Consider the following 22,658-nt stretch of genomic DNA (forward strand, 5'->3'; position numbering starts at 1 on the left):
TCCAAGAAGGGGTTTCATTTTTTCAAACAAGATAAGAATAGGGATTGCAGCGCCGCCTGTCTATAAAAACACGAGCGCCCCTGTCAACATGTGCAGGGGCGCTTCGTTCAATTCTGTCAGGCGTGTTTTACGCCGCGGCTTCCTGTGCCGACATGGTTTTGTCGATATAGGAATTGATATGGTTCATCACAAGTTCCGTCTGGTTCTGGAAGAAGTGATCCGCTTCCGATACAACACGGTAATCCACGCCGTCTTGGCCGCGCTGTTCGCGCAGTTTTTCGACAAGAGCGTCAACGGATTCCAGCGTCACGACACGGTCGGCATCCCCTTGCACGATCAGCCCTTCATTGGGGCAGGGGGCAAGGAAGTTGAAGTCATAAATATTGGCCGGCGGCGATACGGCGATATAGCTGTCGATCTCGGGGCGGCGCATCAAAAGCTGCATGGCAATCCAGGCACCGAATGAAAAACCGGAGACCCATACGGAAGAGGCGTTTTTGTTCAAGCCCTGAATCCAGTCCAGTGCGGCGGCGGCATCGCTCAGCTCGCCAAGCCCCTGTCCGAATTCTCCCTGCGAACGTCCGACGCCGCGGAAATTAAAGCGCAATGTCGAAAAGCCCCGTGCGGCAAACATCTGGAACATCGTATAAGTCATACGGTTGTTCATGGTTCCGCCCTGTTCGGGGTTGGGGTGCAGGATAAGTGCGATAGGGGCATTCGGCAGCGGGCTGTGTTTGTAACGTCCTTCAAGACGCCCCGCAGGACCGTTGAAAATAACTTCAGGCATATATGACCTCCCGTAAATTCTTGACTGGTCTGTCTTTCATTAAAAAAATATCTTTTGGCCGTCGCTTAACGGTAATTTACATAATCTGCAATTATCTTTCTCTGGACGATATAATTGCGAAATTTCCTTACCTTCAGGCGCGGCCTTACTATACATAAATGAATGCAAGAAAGCAAGGAATTTCTGCGAAAACATGCATTATCCTATTGAAATTCTAAAGAAATATTGGTATCTTTGTTTTTACGTTTTGCCCTGTGACGGGCAAGTGATTCTTGCAAATCACGCATAAAAAACGGTGGTATATAAGGGCGTTAAACATATGAAAAATCAAATTTATCTGGATCACAATGCCAGCACGCCGATGCGTCCCAAAGCATTGGCGCTGATGACGGAGCTGTTGCAGGTCACGGCAAATCCGTCCGCCATTCATAAAAACGGTCGCATATTGCGGGCGCATATCGAAAAAGCGCGGGAACAGGTTGCGGCGGCGGTCGGCGGCACGGCGGAATATGTCATCTTCACCTCCGGCGCGACCGAGGCGAATATCACCGTGCTGAACGGCTGCAAGGATGTGCGGCATGTCATCGTCTCGGATATCGAGCATCCTTCGGTCAAAAAAGCCTGTGACAATATTCTGACCTTTCCGGCATCACGCGACGGGCTGATCCGTCTGGACAAGCTGGAAGAACTGCTGAAAACCTGCACAGAAAAGGGCGGCGGCATTATGGTCTCCGTCATGCTGGTCAATAATGAAAGCGGCGTCATCCAGCCGGTGACTGAGGTCGCGGCACTGGCGCGTCAATATGGTGCATTCTTTCATACCGATGCGGCGCAGGCGCTGGGGCGTATTCCCGTAGATCTGACGGCGCTGGATGCCGATGCCCTGACATTGTCCGCACATAAAGTCGGCGGACCGCAGGGTGTGGGCGCGATTGTGTTGCGTGACGGTTTCACCCTTGACCCGCTGTTTCGCGGCGGCAAACAGGAAAAATCCCGCCGTGCGGGCACGGAAAATTCCGCCGGTATCGCGGCTTTCGGCGCGGCGGCGGAGGAGGCGGCGGCAAATGTCGCGGAATATCAGAAGCTCGCCGTATTGCGCGACCATCTGGAGGCGGAAATCCTGCGTATGAGTCCGGAGGTCGTTATTTTCGGCAAATCTGCGCCGCGTGCGCCCAATACCAGCTTTTTCTCGACACCCGGTCTGGAATCGCAGCCGCTGATGATCGCTTTTGATCTGGAAGGCATTGCCGTAACGGCGGGGACCGCCTGTTCCAGCGGCTCGACACGTAAATCAACCGTGCTGGAAGCCATGCAGGCCACGCCGGAAGAACAGGCAAGCAGTCTGCGCGTCAGTATGGGCTGGGCCAGCAAGCCGGAAGATGTCGCAGGCTTTCTCGCAGCATGGCAGAAAATCTATACCCGTATGAAAAACCGTGCGCAGGATGAAGCCGGCGCACGGTTGAATAGTCTGTAGAAAAATCTGTTTTAGATCAACGCTCGTCCATCGGAACGTAAGAACGTGCCGTCGGGCCGATATACAGCTGACGCGGGCGACCGATTTTTTGTGTCGGCTCCTGAATCATTTCTTTCCATTGCGCAATCCAGCCCGCCGTGCGTGACATGGCGAACAGAACCGTAAACATGGAAGTCGGGAAGCCCATTGCCTTCAGGATGATACCGGAATAGAAATCGACATTCGGGAACAGCTTGCGGTCAACGAAATAGGGGTCTTCCAGCGCGATCTTCTCAAGCTGCATGGCCAGATCCAGCAGCGGCTCCTGCGTGATACCCAGTTCTGCCAGAACTTCGTGGCAGGTCTCGCGCATGACTTGCGCACGCGGGTCATAGTTTTTGTAAACGCGGTGACCAAAGCCCATCAGGCGGAACGGATCGTCCTTATCCTTGGCGCGGGCGATGAATTCGGGAATACGGTCGGCGGTGCCGATCTGGTTCAGCATTGTCAAAACGGCTTCATTTGCACCGCCATGCGCCGGTCCCCAAAGCGAGGCGATACCGGAGGCCACACAGGCAAACGGGTTGGCGCGGGAGGAGCCTGCCAGACGTACGGTTGATGTCGAGGCGTTCTGCTCGTGATCGGCATGCAGAATCAGGATGCGGTCCATGGCGCGGGCCAGAACCGGATTGACTTCATAAGGCTCCGTCGGCAGCGAGAAAGTCATATTCAGGAAATTCTCGGCATAGCTCATTTCGTTTTTCGGATAAACGAAAGGATGCCCCAGCGAGTATTTATACGCCATTGCCGCCAGTGTCGGCAGTTTCGCAATCAGACGGTAAGCCGCCAGACGGCGCTGGACGGGATCGTCAATATCAAGCGAGTCGTGATAGAAGGCGGATAATGCGCCGACAACGCCGACCATAATCGACATCGGATGCGCGTCACGGCGGAAGCCGCGGTAAAAATACAATAACTGCTCATGTACCAGGCTGTGATTCGTGATATGGCTATCAAATTCATCAAATTGCGCCTGTGTCGGCAATTCGCCGTAAAGCAGCAAATAGCAGACTTCCAGATATGTGCTTTTTTCCGCAAGTTCTTCAATGGCATAGCCGCGATGCGACAAAACGCCCTGTTCGCCGTCGATAAAAGTCAGGCCGGATTCACAGCTGGCTGTCGACGTATAGCCCGGATCATAGGTGAAATAGCCGGTCTCGGCATAGAGTTTGCGGATATCGAGAACATCGGGGCCTGTGGAGCCCTGCAGGATGGGAAATTCATGCGTTTGCCCGTTAGGAAGGGTTAAAACCGCTTTTTGTGCTTCTATTTTTGAGACATTGTTCATTTTTTCGCACTCCGTTTATTATTCTTATGAGGGAGAGTTGTGGCAACTTCTCACAATCTTCACAGAACATACATTTCCAATTTACATTATACAAGGAGATTATATTGCGGCGCAATATAAAAATGCTGCACCGCAACATTGCCAATCCCGCGGGGAAGAATTTTACGTTTGAAAAGAGAGGTGTAAGGGATTATGTCGTCAATTTTTTTTACACATGCGTTTTTAATGTGCTATACTGAAAGAAGGAAGTTTTTTGAAAATTCAGTCCCGTTGGTATAAGATTCTTGGCAAAGGGATTGCTTTGTCGTTTTTAGAAAGCTGAAGGCAAAAGCCAGTATGGTAGGCGCAATGCGGTATGTAAACAAGACGGGGGATATTATAAGGCGGGCTTTTACGCTTGCCTTCTTGTGCTGTGTTTTAATATTCGGCGTTCCGAATAAAGCTTATGCACAGGTTCCTTGCACGGCCCCCGGCGCGGGTGCGGGTTTCTCAATTTCAACAGTTTGGAGCATGGTCTCCCAGATTGCCATTAATGCGGCGAAATCGGCGTTGAACTCGCTGCTTAGCAGCTTGATGACCAGTGTGACGGATGCAATGTCCGATATTTTCAGTATGTTCGGTGCGAATTTCGGCGAATATATGGACACGTTCTGGGCTTATGATTTAAGGCCCGGTCTGGCCAGTCAGACAGCACAGTTGCATACGATGACGACCGACAGTTCGCGTGCTTACGGCTCTTTCCTTAGCGCCCAGCAATTGACCGAAACAAAACGCGCATTGGAGGCGGATGAACTTCGCGCCCACAGGGAAAACCGCCCGAGTGAACTGCAATGCGAGGCGGCAACGATGACCGGTGCGCTGCAAAGAATGAATTCCATTAAAAAAGGCTATGCCCGTGCGGCACCGATTGAAAAGGTGCATGATATGGAGGCAAGCGCCGATGACGGTACGGGTAACCCGACACCGGCGGCGCAGGGGCTGGACGTTTATCAGGCTGCGGTTGTGGCGAATTATTGTACACGCTATCACAATAATGCGATCAATAACGGTAACGGCATTTGTGCCGGTGGTCCGGGAATCTTTCCGGATGAAGATATCAATGCGGCAAATATGTTCACGGATACTTATGATGTGACGGATCCGCAGTTAAAACAGAATCTGGATGATTTTGTCCGTAATGTGGCGGGACTGCGACCGATTGAGCCGGTTAATCCGCAAACGCTGGATACGTCACAAGGGATTGGCAGCTTTATGGGAGCGCAGGAATATCTCGCGCAGCAGCAGCTTGCCTATGCGGGCATGTACCGCGTTGTTTCCTGTATTGTGCCGGGAAGTCAGATGGATCCCGCAGTATTGCAGGCTCACCGCGGACGTGCGGGGGTTGATCCTTTGGTGATGAGCGATAACCCGAGCTGGTGTGAAATTGAACGCGCCATTCTGGAGAGTACCGCAGAGGATTTGCAAAGCCGGCTAGCATCGGAAGAGCCTGAGAATGTTGACAGATATCTGGCGACGATGGGAATTTACCAATTGACCTTCGGCATGGCGGAAACATCGGATCTGATGGATTACAGCGCCGTGATACAGGGGGTGCAGGGTGCGCGTGAGCTGAAAAACAAAAACCGCGGCGTAGCGGACAGTATGAAAACGCTCGGCGGGTCCAACTAAAGGAATTTAAGACGGGTTTATTGCAGGTTGTGAAGGAGAGGAGATGGCAGACAAAAAAGAAGAGCGCAAGGAGAAAGCCGGTGACGGCCGCGTGAAACGTGCGGCGCTTTCCGGTATTGCTGCGATCATATTGTCGCTGTTTTTAATCGCAACGCCTTATGTGATGCGCTCCTATAATGTTTCCCAGAATTTATCCTATGCGCAAACACCGCCTGCGCCGTCGATCTGTCCTTACTGGATGCCGTGCTGTGCCTGTGTATTTGCGGGTATGACGCAGGTGACGACGACCATTATCGAACAGGCCAAGGAATATATCACCAGTCTTGTCTTTGACCAGCTTGAAAATCTGATTAACGACCAGATCAATAATCTTACCGGCGGTATTTTGAATCGTGGGCAGGGTTTGGAAGAAAATATGGAGACATGGTGGGATCAGTTCTATAACTATGATTTACGCCCCGCCCTTGCGAATATGATGGCGCAGATGCATACGTCGCGCATGGATCAGACGCGCCAAATCGGCTCTTTCTGGTCTGCTGACGGTTTGAATACCAAGCTGAAAAGTCTGGAAACAAAAGAATTAAAGGCCAATCAGGATGCCCGCCCCAGTGAACATGTCTGTATGGCAATGACGCAGGCCGGGGGTATGGGGCGTGCACACGCATTTACGCGTGCCGTGCGCTGGGGTATCGAAGATGAAAGAAATAATGTCGGCCTGGGGACGGCCGGTTCTCTGGGGGCCGGCGGCTCTGCGACTGTAACGCAGGCGCGTTGGGACAGGCTGGCTAACAATTTCTGTAATGATGCCACCTATGCAGGAACCGTCTTCGGGGCGGATTGCCCGCCTTCGCCATCCGGTTACGATGCGGTTGATGCGGATATCAAACCCACGCAGACGGTGCTGGAAAGCCTGACCATTCCCGTGAAACAGTCGCCGAATGCATTGGCGGCAACGGAACAGGTTGTTGAAAATATCGCCGGTATTGATGTGGTGCAAGGTATGACGGCGCAAGAAATGGATAGTCTGCGCGGTCAGCGGCGCTATCTGGCAAGCCGTGCGCGTATCGCGAAACGTGCTGCAGCAAGTAGCCCGGCGCTGTTGTCGGTAGGCTGGCGTGCCGAGGGAAGTGATATGTCGTTATGGATGCAGGAATTTAATGACCGTACCGGCTCTTCCCTGCCTGTGTCCGATAATCCCAGCTACAGCGAAATCATGCACGCTTTGACGCGCTATAAACCGTCTTCGGGAACTTATGGTGCCGAGATGACGGTAGATACGCTAAACCTTGAGCGCGAACGGTATATCGTCTCCTCGATTTACCTTATGCAGCTCAGAGATTATTTTGAACTTTTGGAACGTGTGGCGCTGACACTGGCCGTTGACACATCTTTGATGCTGGATTCGCATGCGGCATCACAGCCTAGCGGCGCCAGCAGTGCGCCATCGGCACGACCCTAAGCGCAAGAGGCATTCAAGCGAGGTTAAAGAAATGGAACAAAAGCAAAAAGCAGTCTCATCAAAAAGAAAAGGCCTTCCCGCCTTTTTATTTGCTGTCTTTTGCGGTTTTTGTGTCATGACGGCAACCGTGACGGTCGCGCCGCGCAAGGCGCAGGCACAGACCTGTGAAACAATGTTCGAGCTGCTTGCGCATCAGGGGCTTATGGTCGCCTTGCAGGAGGCTGCGATGCAGGCATTGAACACGCTGATCAGCAGCACTCTTAACAGTTTCATCAGTTCAATCTTGGGGACTTTCGGTATTAGCGGCGGCGGCACGGATGGCGGTATGAATTGTTATACCTCCGGTACGGATTGCGGTGAACTTGATGATCTTGACGAGCAGAACCGCCAAGCCTGGGCTGATCTATGGGCGGAATGGCTGCCGGGCATGCAAGACATGACGAAACAGCTGAATACGGCGGATCTGGATAAAAGCCGTATGTGGGGTGAATTCTTGAACGCCGCATTGCAGACGCGGACACAAAGGGAATTGCAGGACAGAGAAATCGACGCAATGAGACGCTATAGACCGTCAGAAGAAATCTGTGTTGCCGATACGATCAACCCCTTGCAGTTAAATGCGCAGATCTCTGCAGGTGCAACGAAAGTGGCAATGGAAAGTGAATTATATGAAAGCGGATTGGGGCTCGGCGGAATGGCGATGGGCGGAACAATCGCGGCGCAAGGCCCTGATGCCGTGCTGAATGCGGAATTTCAGGAATATATGAACAATTACTATGATCCGAACTTCAATGGCGGTTTAATGCCGGCGGGGGCGCCGTCAGTGCGGGCGCGTGACCAGTATAATGTCGCCAAATCGATTTTCGGGGCGGATACGATTGATTTGAACGATCAAAACAGACGTCAGGATGTTCAGGTTGCCCAGCGGCTGCTGGTCGGTTCGCAGGTTCTGCCCAGTATTGATCAGGAAGCTTTCAATACATCGCAAGGGCGGGAGATGGTTCTGAAGCGGCGTAAGTATCAAGCACGTTTAAATACTTTTGCCGGCGCTGTCAGTGATGTGGTGGGGGAGCGCAGCTCGGCCGCCGAAGCGCTTGAAGTCGAGGCGATGCAGGTCGCAAATGGCCGTCCGGCCGAGGAAAGAGCGCCGGATGCGCGCGTCAGCTATCAGGAAATTAAAAGTACCCGCCTGCAGCATATGTGGTCGCCGCGTTATATTACGGAACTGGATGATTCTCCGCACACAGCCATTCAAAAACAGATTGATATTTACACGCAACAAACGGTCGAATTGCAGGATATGATGCGCAAAATGGAGCGTATGGGCTTAACGACATCAGCACGTTTAGGGCAAAACCTCGACGCGACTGTGCGGCCGAATACCAGCCGCCGGTAAATGAGGGAGAGAAGGTAGAGAATGAAAACATTATTAAACTGTAAAAGCTTATTTTTCGGCGCAATGTTTTTGGCGGTCTTTTCTCTGGCGATTGTCAGCTTCAGCAGACCTGCCGAAGCCTGTTGTGATAACTCGGGATCGGCCTGGGCTCCTATTGTGCAGCTGATTAACAAAGTGCGGGAATTCGTTCAGACTTTTCTGGATCAGATGAGCAGCTTTATGAATCTTAACTGGCTAAATGCCCAGTTTGAAGTTGTGACACGTTTTATGGAGTTTGACCAAAATACGCGGGAGGAATTCGCGGAATTCTGGTCGCGTTATTTACCGGCCTTGCAGGAACAGACAAAACAGCTGAATACTGCGGAAGTTGAACAAACCCGCAGTATCGGTTCATTTATTGACGCGACAAACCAGTCCGACACAGTTGCTTTGTATCAGGAGCTGGAGCTTGAAGCACACAGGCGTTTCCGCCCCAGCGATAACAGCTGTCAGGCGGAGGGTGTTAAGGCAACATTGCCTGAAACCGAGCATCTGGTGCGCGCAACGGCGGATGCGACCAATAAGCAGGGTATTGAGCGTCATGGTGCGAATGTCGGCTCAATTTCCGCAGAGGGGCCGGATACTGAGTTAAGTGCGTTGATGACGGAAATGCAGACGGAATTCTGCGCCGCCGGGCAGGCAGGTTGTGCCGCACCGGGAGCATTGCCTTTGGCGAATATTATGATTACCGAAAGATCACGCGGCGTGACGATGACGCATAATCTTGATTCTCCGGCTGAGCGCGCCGCCCAGATGCGTGCGGTGGATAACTTTGTCGCACCCTACACGCCGCCGCTGACGCCGGCCGCTGTGCAGAACACGGCGCAGACACAACGGGAATTTGCTTATAAACGCCGTCCGCTGATGGCGCGGAAATCGCTGTTGCGGTATCTGGCTGCTGAAGAGGCGGCGGCAGGCGTTGCCGGTCCGACGAATCTGGAGGCAGCGGCAACACGTACGGGCGCAGGCATTCCTGCTGCGCATGTGTCCACCAATCCCAGTATGAAAGAACTGGCGGAAACGCAGCGCGAAAGACTGTTATCGCAGGTCTTCTTTGATACGACGGTGACGGATCCCGAAACATTGTTGCGCCAGATGGTAGATATGAAAGAACAGCAATTACGTACATGGGTGCGTATTAAAAAGATTAATGAGCGCCGCTTGGCTCTGTTGTCTGCGGAACTTGGCCATGAGGTTGAACAAGACGCGCCGTCAGATGATCCGACTTTGCGGTCAGGGCGTTAATTCACCGCCGATTTTGACATGATTGTGTATAAAAAAACGCCCTTTGTGTTACGCAAAGGGTTTTTTTTGAAAAAAATTAATAAATTCTTAAGGAAGAATTTGCCAGTAACGCGCAACTGGTTTAAGCTAGAAGTTGAGAGATGACGTTCGTCAATTCTTTGGCAGTCCTTGCCGATCAATTATTAAGACAGAACAAAAAAACAATAATAATAATACAACACGAAGAGTGGTACCGCGTTGGACGCATTTTTGGAGACGTTGAAGAATCTCGGCCCGGCTCGGCTTGGGGTTATGTTGTTAACCCTGTTGGGTCTTGTCGTATTTTTTATCTATATTGCCGTACGTTCGGGAACGCCCAGCATGACATTGCTGTATGGCGATCTGTCCACGGCAGATGCGACGGCTGTCGTTGCGAAGCTGGAGCTTTCAGACATTCCTTACAGAACGGGCGATAACGGCATGGAGGTCATGGTGCCGCAGCAGCATGTCGGCATGGCGCGCATGTTGCTGGCCGCAGAAGGCCTGCCCAGCACCGGCACCATCGGCTACGAGGTTTTTGACCAGAAACAGCGTTTCGGCACGACAAGTTTCGTACAGAATATCAATCAACTGCGCGCACTCGAAGGTGAGCTGGCCCGTACGATTCGTACGCTTGATCCGGTTCAGACCGCACGCGTACATCTGGTTCTGCCGCAGCGCGAATTATTCACCCGCGAAAGCCGCGAGGCATCTGCCAGCGTGACACTCAGCTTGCGCGGCGGTCGGCAGATCGGCCCGGAACAAGTGCAGGCCGTACAGCATCTGGTGGCATCAGCCGTTCCTGATTTGAAGGCCGATAATGTCGCGATTACCGACACACAGGCGAATTTGCTGGCAGGCGGCTCACGCGATACCGGCCTGATCGGCGGACGCGGCGGATCGCCCGAAGATAAAAAAGCGAAATATGAACAGCACATGACCAGTGTTGTCGAAGACCTTGTCAGCCGCGTCGTCGGCTATGGCAATGTGCGCGCCAATGTGGTTGCCGAGATTGACTTTGATGTTGTCAGCCGGAACTCCGAAAGCTTTGACCCCGAGGGACAGGTGCTGCGCTCTTCACAAACCATCAGTGATGAAGAAACAGACACGACCGGCAGTAACAGTCAGGCTGTGACAGTTGAAAACAATTTACCCGGTCTGCCCGGTGCGGGTGGGAATGGCGGCGGATTAAGCCGCACACGTACGGAAGATATCGCGAATTACGAAATCAGCCGCACCGTGGAAAGCGTGATGCGGGAAGGCGGTGAAATCCGTAAATTATCCGTGGCGGTCTTGGTTGACGGCAATTACGAAACGCTGCCGCCGGCAGAAGACGCGGAAGATGCTGAAAGCGCCCCCGAGCGCCGCTATTCGCCGCGCTCACAGGAAGAGCTGGATAAAATCGCATCACTGGTACAATCCGCCGTCGGCTATGACAGCGCGCGCGGCGATGTCGTGCAGGTGGTCAATATGCAATTCGCCCATACGGAGGATTTGTCTCCTCTGGCAGAAGAAGAACTCGTTTTCGGCCTTCTTGAACGGCAGGACTTGCTGCGGCTTGCGGAAATCCTTATGCTGGGACTCGTATCGCTTCTTGTTGTCTTTGTTGTGTTGCGCCCGCTGGTCACCCATTTCGCGGCAGCAGCGCAAAGCGCAGCGGCTGAGCGCCGTACCGCAATGGAAGCCCCCCGTGGCGGCGCTGCGGCGATGGGGCAGATGGATGCCGGCGGCATGCAGGCCGCAGGGATGATGGAAGACGGTGAAGACAATATTGATATGGTTAATGTAGAAGGACGGATTAACGCATCATCAATGAGAAAGATTAGCGATATCGTGGAAACCCACCCGTCTGAGGCCGTATCGGTTCTCCGGAGCTGGATGTCGCAGGAAAGTTAAGAAAGGGAATGCCAGACAATGCGGGTACGTGATGATTACCGTGCATTGAGCGGAGATGAAAAAGCCGCCGTTCTTCTGCTTGCCTTGGGAGAAGAACATGCGGCACGCGTCTTCGAGCATATGGATGACGAGGAAATCCTTCGTCTGTCGCAAACCATGTCGACTCTGGGAAAAGTCAGTTCCGGCGTTGTTGAAAAACTGATGTCGGAATTTTCTGACAATATTTCTTCGGCCAATGCGCTTGTCGGTTCCATTGAAAGTACGGAGCGCCTGCTGGAAAAAGTGCTGGGTAAGGATAAAGTCTCTGCCATTATGGAGGAAATCCGCGGCCCTGCCGGACGCACGATGTGGGAAAAGCTGGGCAATGTGAATGAAGAAATGCTCGCCAATTTCCTGCAAAAGGAATATCCGCAAACCGTTGCCGTGATCATGACGAAAATTTCCCCCGAACATGCGGCGAATGTGATGTCGCTGTTGCCGGAGGGATTCGCGATGGAGGTCGTGATGCGTATGCTGCGGATGGAATCGGTGCAGAAAGATATTCTGGAGGATGTCGAAAAAATCCTGCGGACGGAATTCATGTCCAGCCTGGCACGGACGAATCAGCGTGATGCGCATGAGGCGATGGCGGATATCTTTAACCATCTTGACCGTTCGATCGAAGCAAAATTCATGGATTCTCTGGAAGAGCGCAGTACGGAATCGGCGGAAAAAATCCGCAAACTGATGTTCACCTTCGACGATCTGCAGAATCTGGACCCAAGCGGTATCCAGACACTGATCCGCAGCGCAGACAAGGAAAAACTGCCGATTGCCCTGAAAGGGGCGTCGCCGGAGATGCAGGACCTGTTCTTCTCGAATATGTCCGAACGTGCGGCGAAAATGCTCAAGGAAGATATGGCGGCTATGGGCCCGATCCGCCTGCGCGATGTGGAAGAAGCGCAAAGCTCTCTGGTCACATTGGCCAAAGACCTTGCCGATAAGGGCGAGATTACCATTGCCAGCGGCGATGCCGAAGATGAGCTGATTTATTAAGGACAATACCGGTTATGGGCGACAGCGACAGCGATAAAACGAAAAAATTTCTTTTCGATCTGCGCTCTTTTGACGTGCCGGATCCTGAACATGTGGAACCGCCGAAATTCAGCGAGGAGGAAGTCGCGCAATTTAAACAGGAAAGCTTTGAAAGCGGTAAAAGCAGTGGCATGGACGAAGCGCGCCGGCAGCAGGAAGAAACGCTGATCGCCCTTATGCGGAACATGTCGGCTCTGCTGACAAAACTGCTTGAAAGCGAAGCGCGCCGTGAAGAGGAAAAAAACAATGCCATTATCCGCCTGTCCCTGAAAATCGCGCAGAAACTTTTCCCCGGTCTTGCCAAAGCACATGCGATGGATGAAATTGAACGCACGGTGCAGGCTGTGCTGGAAAAACGCAAGGAAGAGCCGCGGCTCGTCGTGACGGTACATGACAGTATTCTGGACAAATTGCGCGAACGTATGGACACGCTGAGCGAAACTGCTGGCTTTCACGGTAAAATCATCCTGATGGGCGGGGATGATCATCTGGCACCGACGGATTGCCGCATTGAATGGGCGGATGGCGGTGCGGAAAAGAATTTCGAGCAGATTTTCACAGAAATCGAAAATACGTTGTCAAAACAACTCGCAGGGCAGCGCATCAGTGAAAAGCCCGCGGCAAAGGAAAACGTGCCGGAGCCTGAATAAAAGACACTGTCTTTAAAGAAACCATGATTACTTTTTATACATGACCCAGATGGGAACTTTATTATACTGGTTCCACATCTGTACTTCTGTGATTTCTGTGGCAATCAGCCAATGCGGTGATCCTTCCAGCAAATAGGGCGTACTGGTGTCGATGGATTTCGGGCGCAGATGAAAATGGAGAATGACGGCGCCACCCCGATCCTTATTAAAATAGGGCGCATTTGCCAGCCTGTCTTCCGGCATAGTAAACCATTGATAATTCATGATATCTGTCGGCACAACGGCGAAGTAACCGCCTTCATGCTTGAAGCTGAAAAATTTGTCTTTCTCCATGCCTTCAATCTGGAAACCGCCATGTTCCCGATCATAGGGCGGGACATAGGTTTTGACCTGCACAACAATCGGATCATCAACTTTCAGGCGCGCGTAATAATCGTGGTAAATATCGGTGCGCTCATTCATATAGGTCCGTTGCTGCTGTTTGGGCGTTTGTTTGTATTCTTTTGAATTTTCAATCCAGGTTTTAAAATCCGGCTGAAATCCCGCCATTTTGTGGAATAACATGGAAACATATAATGCATCGGTCTGCGGCGTTACTTGCAGGTTTTCCAGAAACTGCTGCTGCGCATAGGCGCGGGGGATACATAACACGAAAATAATGGCCGCGACAGAAACGGCAAATATAAAACGGCGATACAAAATCAGGCTCTCCTCATCGTTCTTCCTTATATTATAATCCGACAGCCGTTAAAAAAAAGTGTAAATTGTAAAACAGATGACGGGTATTGACCGAAAAGATACTGTTGCGGCACAGCATGTTAACTCTTTTGTGCGTCACTATTTTCCCGCCGAGGTCGCGTAAAAAACAGCGAAAATCGCTGGTTTTCTTTGCTTCCCCGCAGATTCAGCCTTGCAAAAAGCCGCGGCTGCTTTAGACTGAAACCTGTCAGAATACATCACTATTACCACAAGGGAATCAGGAAAAGGAGTGCCCGCACCATGACCGTCACTAATCTGAAAACCAAAGAAAATAACGGCGAAAAGCAGAAAGCGCTCGACGCGGCTTTGCAACATATCGAAAAAGCCTTCGGTAAAGGCTCGATTATGAAGCTGGGCGCGGAAGGACAGCAGGTTCAAAATATCGAAGCCGTATCCACCGGATCGCTTGGTCTTGATATCGCTCTTGGAATCGGCGGCTTGCCGCGCGGTCGTATCACGGAAATTTACGGACCGGAAAGCTCCGGTAAAACAACATTGGCGCTGCATGTGGTTGCCGAAGCGCAAAAACAGGGCGGCACCTGTGCCGTTGTTGATGCCGAGCACGCGCTTGATCCCGCCTATGCCGCAAAACTCGGCTGTAACGTGCCCGAGCTGTTGATCTCCCAGCCCGATACGGGTGAACAGGCGCTTGAAATCGCCGATACGCTGGTACGTTCCGGCGCGATTGATGTTCTGGTCATCGACTCCGTTGCGGCACTTGTGCCGAAAGCCGAGCTGGAAGGCGAAATGGGCGACACCCATGTCGGTCTGCAAGCCCGCCTGATGAGTCAGGCGCTGCGGAAGCTGACAGGCTCGATCTCCAAATCGAAAACCGTCGTGATCTTTATTAACCAGATCCGTATGAAAATCGGCGTCATGTTCGGCAGTCCCGAAACAACTGCCGGCGGTAACGCGCTGAAATTCTACGCCTCTGTCCGTCTTGATATTCGCCGCAGCAAGCAGATCAAAGACAAGGAAGAATCCGTCGGCTCCATCACCAATGTGAAAGTCGTGAAAAACAAAGTTGCGCCGCCTTTCCGCACCGTGTCTTTTGACATTATGTTCGGTCAGGGCATCTCGAAAGAGGGCGAAATCCTTGATCTGGGCGTTGACAGCAATGTTGTTGAAAAATCCGGTGCCTGGTTCTCCTATAAAGGGGAAAAAATCGGGCAGGGCCGTGAAAAAGCGAAAGAGTTTTTGAAAGAAAACCCGAAAATTTCGCATGCGATTGAAAGCGTTATCCGCAATAATGCCGGTCTGGTTGCTGAAACAATGCTGATGACCAGCGTGGAAGCCGCGGAATTCGAAAAAGACGCTGAAGAAGCCGCTGCGGTTGTTGCCGCTGAAAAAGCAAAAGACACAAAAGACGCAGAGAAAGCGGCTGAATAACAGCCGTTTTTCTGCAAAGATATGACGGAATGCCCCTTCGCCCTTGGTGAAGGGGTTTTCTTTTTGCTGTTATGGCAATAAAATTGACAAATATTATGTAATATGTTATATTTTCGCCAGTTTTATCAATCATAAAGACAGATAGGAATATCATGACGGCGGAACAGAAAACGGACGATCAGGCGCAGACGGCACAGAAAGCTGTTAAAGCAAAAAAGCCGAAAAAACCGAAGAAAACCAAGGAAGAAAAAGCCGCAGCCCGCAAGCAGTTCCGTGATTACTGGCAATGGCGCATTGCGCTGTCATTCAAAGGGGTGAATGGCTGGATCAGTGAAATGGAGAGTGCGGTCGAAAATGAAGACCGTAAAAAGCTGAACGCCATCCTGAATAACGGTGAATTTAAACGCAAACTCGGCGAACAAAAACAAAAAAACCTGATCGTTATGGCGTGGGAAACCGTTATCGCCAAAGAAAAAACGGAACTTTATGATTTCCTGCTGAACCATCCCTGCGATCCCAGCGTTAAGGATAGAAGCTCCCGCTACGGCAATAAGTCAAAGCCGGGCGAATATATGACGGCCTATGCCGTGGCCTACCGCAATCGCCCGATTTTGGAGGCTATGCAGCAGGCCGGTGTGGATATGAATTTCGAATGGCATAATTACGACTGGCATATGCGCGATACGCGCGGCATTCCGCTGGATAATGCCGTGAAACGCCATGACAGTGAATTTGTTTCTGTACTGCTGGACGGCGGCGCGAAAGCCGGTTATCGCCATGCGGCGGTGCTGGTCAATAATCTTGCCAAAGGGCGCGGCATAGAAAACGGCCATGAATGTCTTGATATGATTTTGGCGAAAAAGCCGAAACTTGATCTGGAAGACGGCGCATTACTGCGCACCGCGGCACAAGGCCGCGACAAAGTCACGTTTGAAAAACTTCTCGATGCTGGTGCTGATCTGGAATTGTCCTACCGCTATACACAGGGCGGCACGGCAGAGGCGGAATTTATGCGCGCCTATGTTGAAAAAAGCCGCACCGGCTGGCATCTGGCAGGTGAAGATGTTGTCATCAAAATCAGCTATGCCCCTGACAGCGACACACGCATCCGCGAGGTCTTTAATTTCGGCAGCGAAATCGTCTCGACCGAAATCAATGATAATGCCCCTGCGCAGCTGCCCTTTAATCAGGTGGCGCAAAAACAGATTCAAAAAGCAAAATCCGCACAGGCAAAACTGCTGAAAAAGCCGGAAGAACAGGTGCAGCAGACACCGCTGCCCGCATCTTCCAGTGCGAAAAAAACGCGGTAATCTTTTACCTTAGAAGGCGGAATCAAAAAAGGCGTGCAAATCAAAGCACGCCTTTTGAATATTGTATCGCCGTGACGACTTAGCCGCGTGACTGTTTCGGCAGTCCGGCTTTGACCTTTATCTTGGCTTCTTCCAGCGACAAATCATGTGCAACACTATGGCCGATGCGCCGGTGTGTGCGGTAGTTGTTAAAGAAGGCTGTCAGCTTATTGCGGGATTTTTGCGTTTCTTTGGTATCCATGACGGTGTAAAGGCCGGTCTGCTCATTTTTCTCCGCGGAGAGATAGTTGAAGACACGCTCCAGACCTTTTTCGGAAACAAGCTCTTTCTCGCCGGTGATGGTTTTGGGAGATTGGCGGCTTGTTGCCAGTATTTTCCGCAGCGCTGTGATATTTTCATCCGATAGCGGGTTCAGAATAGGGCGGTTTTTCTGCTTGCAGAGCAATTCACCGTCATAGGGTTCAATATGTCCTTTTTCCTGCTCTGCTTCCCATTTTTTTAGCAGTTTCACGGCTTTATCAAGGGAGATGTTATTCCAGCCGCTATACTGTTCCTCACGGAAGCTGTTCCCCTGTTGGCGACCATCGTTCCCAATACCGCAGGAATAGGTGAAAATGCTGACATCCAGCTTGTTATCTTCATTGACAACGGCCTGCATGTGACTGTAATGCACTTCGCTGTCGCTATCGGGGTAAAAGGTTACGCCGCTAGTCGGGGCGAAGGGCTTTGTGTGTAAACCGGGAATGTTTTTATAAGGGGTGTTTTCTGTGGTCATGTTAGTAGTCTTCCTTACAGTCGTTTTCATGTGATAGAGGACTGTAGAAGCAGTTCAATAATATGTCAAGTTATGGGGCGGAGGAATTCTACTAAGTCACTGGATTAAAACAATATAAAAATATTGTATTGGTATGATTTTTTATGCTCAGGCCGTCATCAAATCCAGCAATTCGCCTTGCCCTGACAACAGCCCGCAGGTGATCGGCAGGCTGTCCATTTCAGCCGTGGTACCATCCAGCGTCATTGTGACGCCGTTGACCTTCACGCCTTGCGCATTGGGGTCATAGCCGCGGATCACATAGGAAAACGGATCATAGGCGGTACGGATGTCATTGAATTTTTTTCCCTTCCACCAGAAACTGTCCTGCTGCTGCGCAAGCGGTTTTTCAGGATCAATTCCCGCATGTACGAACAGCAGCGGCGTGTTGCCGGTCGTAAAGGCGGCGCGGCGCAGGGCGGCCATAAATTCGCTGTGACCGGGATGGCGGCGCAGATTTTGGCGCAGTGAATTGGTCCATTTCGTCAGGCTTAAAATACCTTCGCGGCAGACGCGGCGGGCTTCTTCTATATTGCCGCCGTAATCACACAGGCTTTGCGCAATGCCGTGTTCGATCATCCATTCAAAGACGCCGGACGGGTCGCGGGCGAATTGCAGTTGCAAAAGCTTTTGCCAGATTTCCTCCTGCACACCGCGCAGATACACGATATCACCGCATTGCACACCTTCCTGTGCCAACAGATATTTGCGGAATCCCAGTAAGTCATCAATCGTCTGTACGGCGGAATGCGCGGCACTGCCATCCGCATCACCGCCGGTATAATTACCGAAATAGACAACACGGTCGCCGGGCTTGAAATTGCGGGCGATTTCTTCATGAATATCGGCAAGTTTTTCCCTGTCACCGTAAATGGCGGAAACAGTCCAGATACGGCGGGGATCTTTCAGATTTGCAAAACGCGGATCATCTGCAGGGGATGTCATATATGCCTCAAATCACCGTTTTTTAAGAATGTTATTGTGTTGTGACGGTCATGATGTGACCGGAAGGCGGGCAGAGAAGAACATCTCTGTTCTTTCAGTATAGCACAGGTGATTCGAATCCGTAAACAACTGATTCGTCAAGCTGAATCATTCTTCCGTAAAGGCGATCGCCTGGCCTGACGGCGTACCGCTGATCTCGTCATCACGCATGGCGATCACGCCGCCCAGCACGGTCATCACAGGCCAGCCCGTGACTTCCATGCCGTCAAAAGGCGTCCAGCCACATTTGCTTTTGACCCAGTCATTGCTGATGGTGCGGCGGGCATTCATGTCGACGATTGTCAAATCACCGTCATAACCGGTTTCAATCCGGCCCTTGCCTTTGATGCCGTAAATGCGCTGCGGATTGTGGCAGACCATATCGACAAAACGCTCCAGCGTCAGCCGGCCATGATTGACATGGTTCAGCATCAGCGGCACCAGCGTCTGCACACCCGGCATACCGCTGGGGCTTTCGGGATAGGGGCGGGCTTTTTCCTCATGCGTATGCGGTGCGTGATCCGAGCCGATCAAATCGGCAACGCCTTTTTGCAAGCCTTTCCACAAGGCGGCGCGGTGGCGCTCTTCACGGATCGGCGGGTTCATCTGCGCGAGCGTGCCCAAGCGCTCGTAACAATCCGGCGCAAACAGCGTCAGATGCTGCGGCGTGACTTCCACCGTGGCAATATCCTTATTGGCCGCCAGCAGCTCCATTTCCTCCGCCGTCGTCACATGCAGAACATGGATGGGGCGGCCGGTTTTATGCGCCAGTCTGAGCAGTCGTTGCGTGGCTTTCAGCGCGGTTTCCACATCACGCCAATGCGGATGCAGTTTTACATCACCGCTGCCTGCAACCAGCGCCGCGCGCTCTTTTAAGCGGGCCTCATCCTCGGCATGTACGGCAACGCGGCGCGTACCGTGGGAGAGAATGCGCTCCAGCGTTTCATCATCTTCGGTTAAAAGATTGCCGGTACTGGAACCCATAAAGACTTTCACACCGCAGCAGCCGGGCAGACGTTCCAGAACGGGCAGTTCTGCGGCATTCTCGCCGGTGCCGCCGACAAAAAAGGCGTAATTGCACCATGCACGGCCTGCGGCGCGGTCCAGCTTGTCTTGCAGCGCTTCCGCCGTCGTGGTCAGCGGATCGGTATTGGGCATTTCAAACACAGCGGTCACACCGCCGGCCAGTGCGGCCAGTGTTCCCGTATTCAAATCTTCCTTATGGGTGTTGCCGGGTTCACGAAAATGCACCTGCGTGTCAATCACGCCGGGCAGAATATGCAGGCCTTTACAGTCGATTTCTTCCGCCGCAGGCGCATCCGGCTTGCCGATTGCGGTAATTTTGCCGCCGGTAACGCCGATATCGGCCTGAATTGTGCCATCCGGTGTGACGATATGGCCGTTTTTGAAAAGAATGTCATACATGAAAAAACCTCCTGAACCTTTCCGTGAAAATACACGGTTTCAGGAGGTTTTAAAAGTGCGAAAGCGGAAACATACCTCTTAAGAAGAAGGACGGTTGCCACGCGCCGAATAGGTATTGCTGCTCCGCGTATAGGTTTCAATGGCTTCGGGCGTACCGCCTTTTTCCAACAGCTTTGCATGAGCCTGTTTGATTTCCTCTTTATGCGCGACGTCGTCAAAGCTTTGCAGCGGGGAATGCGAAACATTTTTCACATCACCGTCGGCTTCCAGCATTTCCGTGACTTTTTCAATCTCCTGCGACAGGAAGTTGAAAATCTTTGTCAGGCGCATTTTACCGGGCAGGGTCGATGTTTTGGCGATGGTAAAATCATCCAGCAATGCCCATTTGGAATTATGCTTGGCAGGTGAATTCAGATTGCGGACATCCGTGCCGTCATCCAGGTCTTCAAAACGGGCAACAAGATAGGCTTTGGTGGCGGGATGATCCGCCGCCTCGAAATCTTCTTTGTAGAATTGTGCGCCGTTATTCAGCAGCAATTCCAGAATTTCCAGCTGGTCATTTTCGACGGCACCGCCGACGGGCGTATATTTACGTGTCTTTGTGCGATTCCAGCGCGGGGAGCCGCCAATTTCAAGATCGGCACCGTAAGACAGCAGCAAAGCCGCAAAATCCGTCCGGTCATCTTCCAGTGTGGTGTGTCCCAATAATGTGTAATCATTATCTTTATCACCAAAGCCGTTGATGTCCAGAAACCCTTCCTGTTGCTGATTGACAGCCAGAAGGAATTGCAAGCGCCACAGATTACCGTCAATAATCGCCATTGATGCTTGCTTTAAACGCCAATCCGCATCTTCCGTAAAGCTCTCTTTCGCCCATTCAATATCGTCCTCATCAGGGGCGGGAATGGTGATGTCATAAACGTCACCATTGGGCAGTTTCAGCTTGCCGCGTTGCTCTTTGCGATGAATATGTTTTTCGACATTATCCGCCGTAATTTCTACAGGTGCGGATTGCGGCTGCGAACGCGGCTTGATATGCGGCAGAATACGCGGTGTTTTTTTATCCTCATTGCGCGGCGTGTTCTCGGGGGGCTCGGGATGTTCTTCCATCGGGTCCTCTTCTCATGAATATAGGGCGCAAAGCGCGGTTCTTGCGGGAATTAACAATAAAAAAATGCTAGCATGCGCAAATGCGCTATGTCAATAAATTAAATATATTCCGGGTTGCTGTTTTTTCTAAGGGTTTTTCTTCTGGATGCGGCGCGGCGCGGCACTGTTTGAAGCCGGACGCAGGCTTTCATCACCATTCTGTGCGAGGAATACGCGAAAGGCTTCATCAATCTCCGCACGGTTGCGGATGCGCTGGAAATCCTCTGCGGCGGACGGGGCGCTGACGGCGATGGTTTGCCCCTTCAGATCGACGCTTTCGGTATAGCGCAGCACATGCTCGGCCTTGAAGTTGAAAACCGTATGAAGACGCATGCCGCCGCCAAGATTAACGGATTTAACGATGCTGTCATCGCCGGCTTTGTTCCAGCCAATCACGGCATTTACGGCTTTGGCCTTTTGCTTTTTGTTCAGATTGCCGTATTGGGCAACAGCGGGTGACAATTTGTGTCCGACGGTTTGCGCCAGATATTCTTTGATCTCCGGATGCGAGACTTTCTCGAATTCATCGGGATAGAATTTCGCCTCTTGTCCGATCAGAAGTTTGACAATATCCAGCCGGTCATAATAGATGGCCTTCATCAGGGGCGTATCGCGGCGCGTGGTATATTTGGTATCAATATCCGCACCATGCGACACCAGCAGGGTAGCCAGATCATGATAGCCGTTTATGGCGGCGATGTTTAAAGGCGATTGTGCGAAATATTCGCGAATTTCATGGGCACCGTCCAGCGCCCGTTTTTCCGGCGGTGTGTCTTTTTGTTGCTCCAGCAGGAAATAGACCCGCCACAGCCGGTTTTTGTAACAGCTTTCGCAAAGCTCATAGCCGCGCTCTTCCGGCGGTTTTTTTATCAGGCTTTTGGCCCAGCGCAGGTCTTTTTTGTCCGGCGCGGGAATCGTCAGGGTTTGCCGATCACCTTTCGGCAGGGAAACCGCAATCTGCTTTTCTTCAGGATAATGCTCAAAGTAGAGCGATAGCGTATCGGCATTTTTGAAAACCGGGAGAGATCCTTCCGGTACACTGGCAGCGAGCGCCGCGGCAGCGCTTGCTTCGGCCTGTAATTGTTCAGGCGTTTTCGCAGGTTTTTTGAAAGGATTTATCATCCCGCTGAATATACAGAAAGAAAGTTGATATGTCAATATGAATGCATTCTATGATTCGGGCTGAATCGGGGCGTTTTGACATGTGTTTTTATCAGCTTTGTTTCACGGGCACCGAAAAAATAAAAAGATTATCCGGCGCGGATCAATGCCGGAGCGGGGCGGTACAACGCAAGAAGAAAATGCCGCAAGATAAAAGGGGATTGAAAAATAAGGTAAAGATATCACTGTCTTCAAATAGGCTAAAATTTGCGGCAGTTTTGCCTTTAATTTAGCTTTTATATTATCATCTAATATATTGATTTGTATGTATTATTTACGCTTCCTTAAGCGCGCGGTGCTATTCTGGAATTATGAGCCGATGAGTTGGAGCGGACTTGACGCTTGAAAACATTCAACTGAAGACAGCCTTATAATTGGAGCAACCAAAAATGCAAAAACTCTTGATAAAATTTCAAACATGGAAATCCTGCGAAGATGGTGCAACGGCAATTGAATACGGGCTGATCGCAGCCGGTATTGCGGTCGCCATCAGCGCGGTCGTATTTACCCTCGGCGACGAGCTGGCGAATTTGTTCACGACAATGTCGGATCAGATCGCGGGCGCGGGCGGAGGAGAATAAGAACTACCAGCCTAAGCCTTCCAACCCTCCTTGCGACTATATACACATGGCTA

The 22,658-nt window shown here is 51.6% G+C and carries 19 protein-coding genes; 11 read left to right on the forward strand and 8 right to left on the reverse strand.

All coding sequences use genetic code 11. From position 1 onward, the window contains the following. Positions 1–127: 127 nt before the first annotated feature. Positions 128–787 (reverse strand): alpha/beta hydrolase, encoded by a 660-nt coding sequence (locus HND56_04520; protein ID QKK04998.1) that lies wholly within the window; start codon positions 785–787, stop codon positions 128–130. Between the two features lie 319 nt (positions 788–1,106). On the opposite strand from HND56_04520, the gene HND56_04525 reads away from it, so the two are divergent. Then, positions 1,107–2,261, forward strand: a complete 1,155-nt coding sequence (locus HND56_04525; GenBank protein QKK04999.1) for a cysteine desulfurase — start codon at positions 1,107–1,109, stop codon at positions 2,259–2,261. Positions 2,262–2,277: 16 nt separating this feature from the next. On the opposite strand, the gene gltA is transcribed toward HND56_04525, so the two are convergent. Next, positions 2,278–3,588 carry a citrate (Si)-synthase gene (gltA, locus tag HND56_04530; GenBank protein ID QKK05000.1) on the reverse strand — a complete coding sequence of 437 codons (1,311 nt, stop codon included), beginning with the start codon at positions 3,586–3,588 and terminating at the stop codon, positions 2,278–2,280. A gap of 510 nt (positions 3,589–4,098) precedes the next feature. Between gltA and HND56_04535 the strand changes: the two genes are divergently transcribed. The 7 genes from HND56_04535 to HND56_04565 all read left to right on the forward strand — a co-directional run bounded on the left by HND56_04535 (position 4,099) and on the right by HND56_04565 (position 13,033). Next, on the forward strand, positions 4,099–5,256 hold the full coding sequence (locus HND56_04535; protein QKK05001.1) for a hypothetical protein: 1,158 nt from the start codon (positions 4,099–4,101) through the stop codon (positions 5,254–5,256). Positions 5,257–5,299: 43 nt separating this feature from the next. Next, positions 5,300–6,715, forward strand: a complete 1,416-nt coding sequence (locus HND56_04540) for a hypothetical protein (GenBank protein QKK05002.1) — start codon at positions 5,300–5,302, stop codon at positions 6,713–6,715. 115 nt (positions 6,716–6,830) lie between these two features. Further along, a complete protein-coding gene (locus HND56_04545; protein ID QKK05003.1) occupies positions 6,831–8,111 on the forward strand; it encodes a hypothetical protein in 1,281 nt (426 codons plus the stop codon). 21 nt (positions 8,112–8,132) lie between these two features. Beyond that, positions 8,133–9,395, forward strand: coding sequence for a hypothetical protein (locus HND56_04550; protein QKK05004.1), 1,263 nt, complete (start codon positions 8,133–8,135; stop codon positions 9,393–9,395). Between the two features lie 237 nt (positions 9,396–9,632). Further along, on the forward strand, positions 9,633–11,309 hold the full coding sequence (gene fliF, locus HND56_04555; GenBank protein ID QKK05005.1) for a flagellar M-ring protein FliF: 1,677 nt from the start codon (positions 9,633–9,635) through the stop codon (positions 11,307–11,309). Positions 11,310–11,327: 18 nt separating this feature from the next. Then, positions 11,328–12,344, forward strand: coding sequence for a flagellar motor switch protein FliG (fliG, locus tag HND56_04560; protein QKK05006.1), 1,017 nt, complete (start codon positions 11,328–11,330; stop codon positions 12,342–12,344). Positions 12,345–12,358: 14 nt separating this feature from the next. After that, a complete protein-coding gene (locus tag HND56_04565; GenBank protein ID QKK05007.1) occupies positions 12,359–13,033 on the forward strand; it encodes a hypothetical protein in 675 nt (224 codons plus the stop codon). A gap of 27 nt (positions 13,034–13,060) precedes the next feature. Here HND56_04565 and HND56_04570 read toward each other — a convergent pair whose 3' ends face one another. Then, positions 13,061–13,732, reverse strand: coding sequence for a hypothetical protein (locus HND56_04570; GenBank protein ID QKK05008.1), 672 nt, complete (start codon positions 13,730–13,732; stop codon positions 13,061–13,063). 300 nt (positions 13,733–14,032) lie between these two features. On the opposite strand from HND56_04570, the gene recA reads away from it, so the two are divergent. Together recA and HND56_04580 are read left to right on the forward strand one after the other, a co-directional pair. Beyond that, positions 14,033–15,181: a recombinase RecA gene (recA, locus tag HND56_04575; protein QKK05009.1), complete on the forward strand. Its 1,149-nt coding sequence runs from the start codon at positions 14,033–14,035 to the stop codon at positions 15,179–15,181. Positions 15,182–15,333: 152 nt separating this feature from the next. After that, the gene (locus HND56_04580; protein ID QKK05010.1) at positions 15,334–16,491 is read left to right on the forward strand and encodes a hypothetical protein; all 1,158 of its coding nucleotides are present in this window, start codon (positions 15,334–15,336) and stop codon (positions 16,489–16,491) included. Between the two features lie 79 nt (positions 16,492–16,570). Here the strand turns inward: HND56_04580 and HND56_04585 are convergent, their stop codons facing one another. From HND56_04585 to HND56_04605, 5 genes are all read right to left on the reverse strand, one after another. Next, positions 16,571–17,266 (reverse strand): hypothetical protein, encoded by a 696-nt coding sequence (locus HND56_04585; protein QKK05011.1) that lies wholly within the window; start codon positions 17,264–17,266, stop codon positions 16,571–16,573. Between the two features lie 147 nt (positions 17,267–17,413). Next, complete coding sequence (locus tag HND56_04590) at positions 17,414–18,250, reverse strand: hypothetical protein (protein QKK05012.1); 837 nt, start codon at positions 18,248–18,250, stop codon at positions 17,414–17,416. Between the two features lie 147 nt (positions 18,251–18,397). Then, positions 18,398–19,714 carry a dihydroorotase gene (locus tag HND56_04595; GenBank protein ID QKK05013.1) on the reverse strand — a complete coding sequence of 439 codons (1,317 nt, stop codon included), beginning with the start codon at positions 19,712–19,714 and terminating at the stop codon, positions 18,398–18,400. Between the two features lie 78 nt (positions 19,715–19,792). Next, on the reverse strand, positions 19,793–20,824 hold the full coding sequence (locus HND56_04600; protein QKK05014.1) for a hypothetical protein: 1,032 nt from the start codon (positions 20,822–20,824) through the stop codon (positions 19,793–19,795). A gap of 126 nt (positions 20,825–20,950) precedes the next feature. After that, positions 20,951–21,985 carry an ankyrin repeat domain-containing protein gene (locus tag HND56_04605; protein ID QKK05015.1) on the reverse strand — a complete coding sequence of 345 codons (1,035 nt, stop codon included), beginning with the start codon at positions 21,983–21,985 and terminating at the stop codon, positions 20,951–20,953. Between the two features lie 428 nt (positions 21,986–22,413). On the opposite strand from HND56_04605, the gene HND56_04610 reads away from it, so the two are divergent. After that, on the forward strand, positions 22,414–22,605 hold the full coding sequence (locus HND56_04610) for a Flp family type IVb pilin (GenBank protein ID QKK05016.1): 192 nt from the start codon (positions 22,414–22,416) through the stop codon (positions 22,603–22,605). Positions 22,606–22,658 lie beyond the last annotated feature (53 nt).

The sequence above is a fragment of the Pseudomonadota bacterium genome, assembly GCA_013285465.1.
In the GTDB taxonomy this organism is placed as follows: Bacteria; Pseudomonadota; Alphaproteobacteria; order Micavibrionales; family CSBR16-224; genus CSBR16-224.

Coding starts and splice junctions, on each gene's coding strand:
- recA (QKK05009.1), top strand. CDS start 14,033: ATGACCGTCACTAATCTGAAAACCAAAGAAAATAACGGCGAAAAGCAG.
- HND56_04545 (QKK05003.1), top strand. CDS start 6,831: ATGACGGCAACCGTGACGGTCGCGCCGCGCAAGGCGCAGGCACAGACC.
- HND56_04590 (QKK05012.1), bottom strand. CDS start 18,250: ATGACATCCCCTGCAGATGATCCGCGTTTTGCAAATCTGAAAGATCCC.
- HND56_04540 (QKK05002.1), top strand. CDS start 5,300: ATGGCAGACAAAAAAGAAGAGCGCAAGGAGAAAGCCGGTGACGGCCGC.
- HND56_04520 (QKK04998.1), bottom strand. CDS start 787: ATGCCTGAAGTTATTTTCAACGGTCCTGCGGGGCGTCTTGAAGGACGT.
- HND56_04580 (QKK05010.1), top strand. CDS start 15,334: ATGACGGCGGAACAGAAAACGGACGATCAGGCGCAGACGGCACAGAAA.
- gltA (QKK05000.1), bottom strand. CDS start 3,588: ATGAACAATGTCTCAAAAATAGAAGCACAAAAAGCGGTTTTAACCCTT.
- HND56_04535 (QKK05001.1), top strand. CDS start 4,099: ATGGTCTCCCAGATTGCCATTAATGCGGCGAAATCGGCGTTGAACTCG.
- HND56_04605 (QKK05015.1), bottom strand. CDS start 21,985: ATGATAAATCCTTTCAAAAAACCTGCGAAAACGCCTGAACAATTACAG.
- HND56_04525 (QKK04999.1), top strand. CDS start 1,107: ATGAAAAATCAAATTTATCTGGATCACAATGCCAGCACGCCGATGCGT.
- HND56_04610 (QKK05016.1), top strand. CDS start 22,414: ATGCAAAAACTCTTGATAAAATTTCAAACATGGAAATCCTGCGAAGAT.
- HND56_04595 (QKK05013.1), bottom strand. CDS start 19,714: ATGTATGACATTCTTTTCAAAAACGGCCATATCGTCACACCGGATGGC.
- HND56_04565 (QKK05007.1), top strand. CDS start 12,359: ATGGGCGACAGCGACAGCGATAAAACGAAAAAATTTCTTTTCGATCTG.
- HND56_04550 (QKK05004.1), top strand. CDS start 8,133: ATGAAAACATTATTAAACTGTAAAAGCTTATTTTTCGGCGCAATGTTT.
- HND56_04585 (QKK05011.1), bottom strand. CDS start 17,266: ATGACCACAGAAAACACCCCTTATAAAAACATTCCCGGTTTACACACA.
- HND56_04600 (QKK05014.1), bottom strand. CDS start 20,824: ATGGAAGAACATCCCGAGCCCCCCGAGAACACGCCGCGCAATGAGGAT.
- fliG (QKK05006.1), top strand. CDS start 11,328: ATGCGGGTACGTGATGATTACCGTGCATTGAGCGGAGATGAAAAAGCC.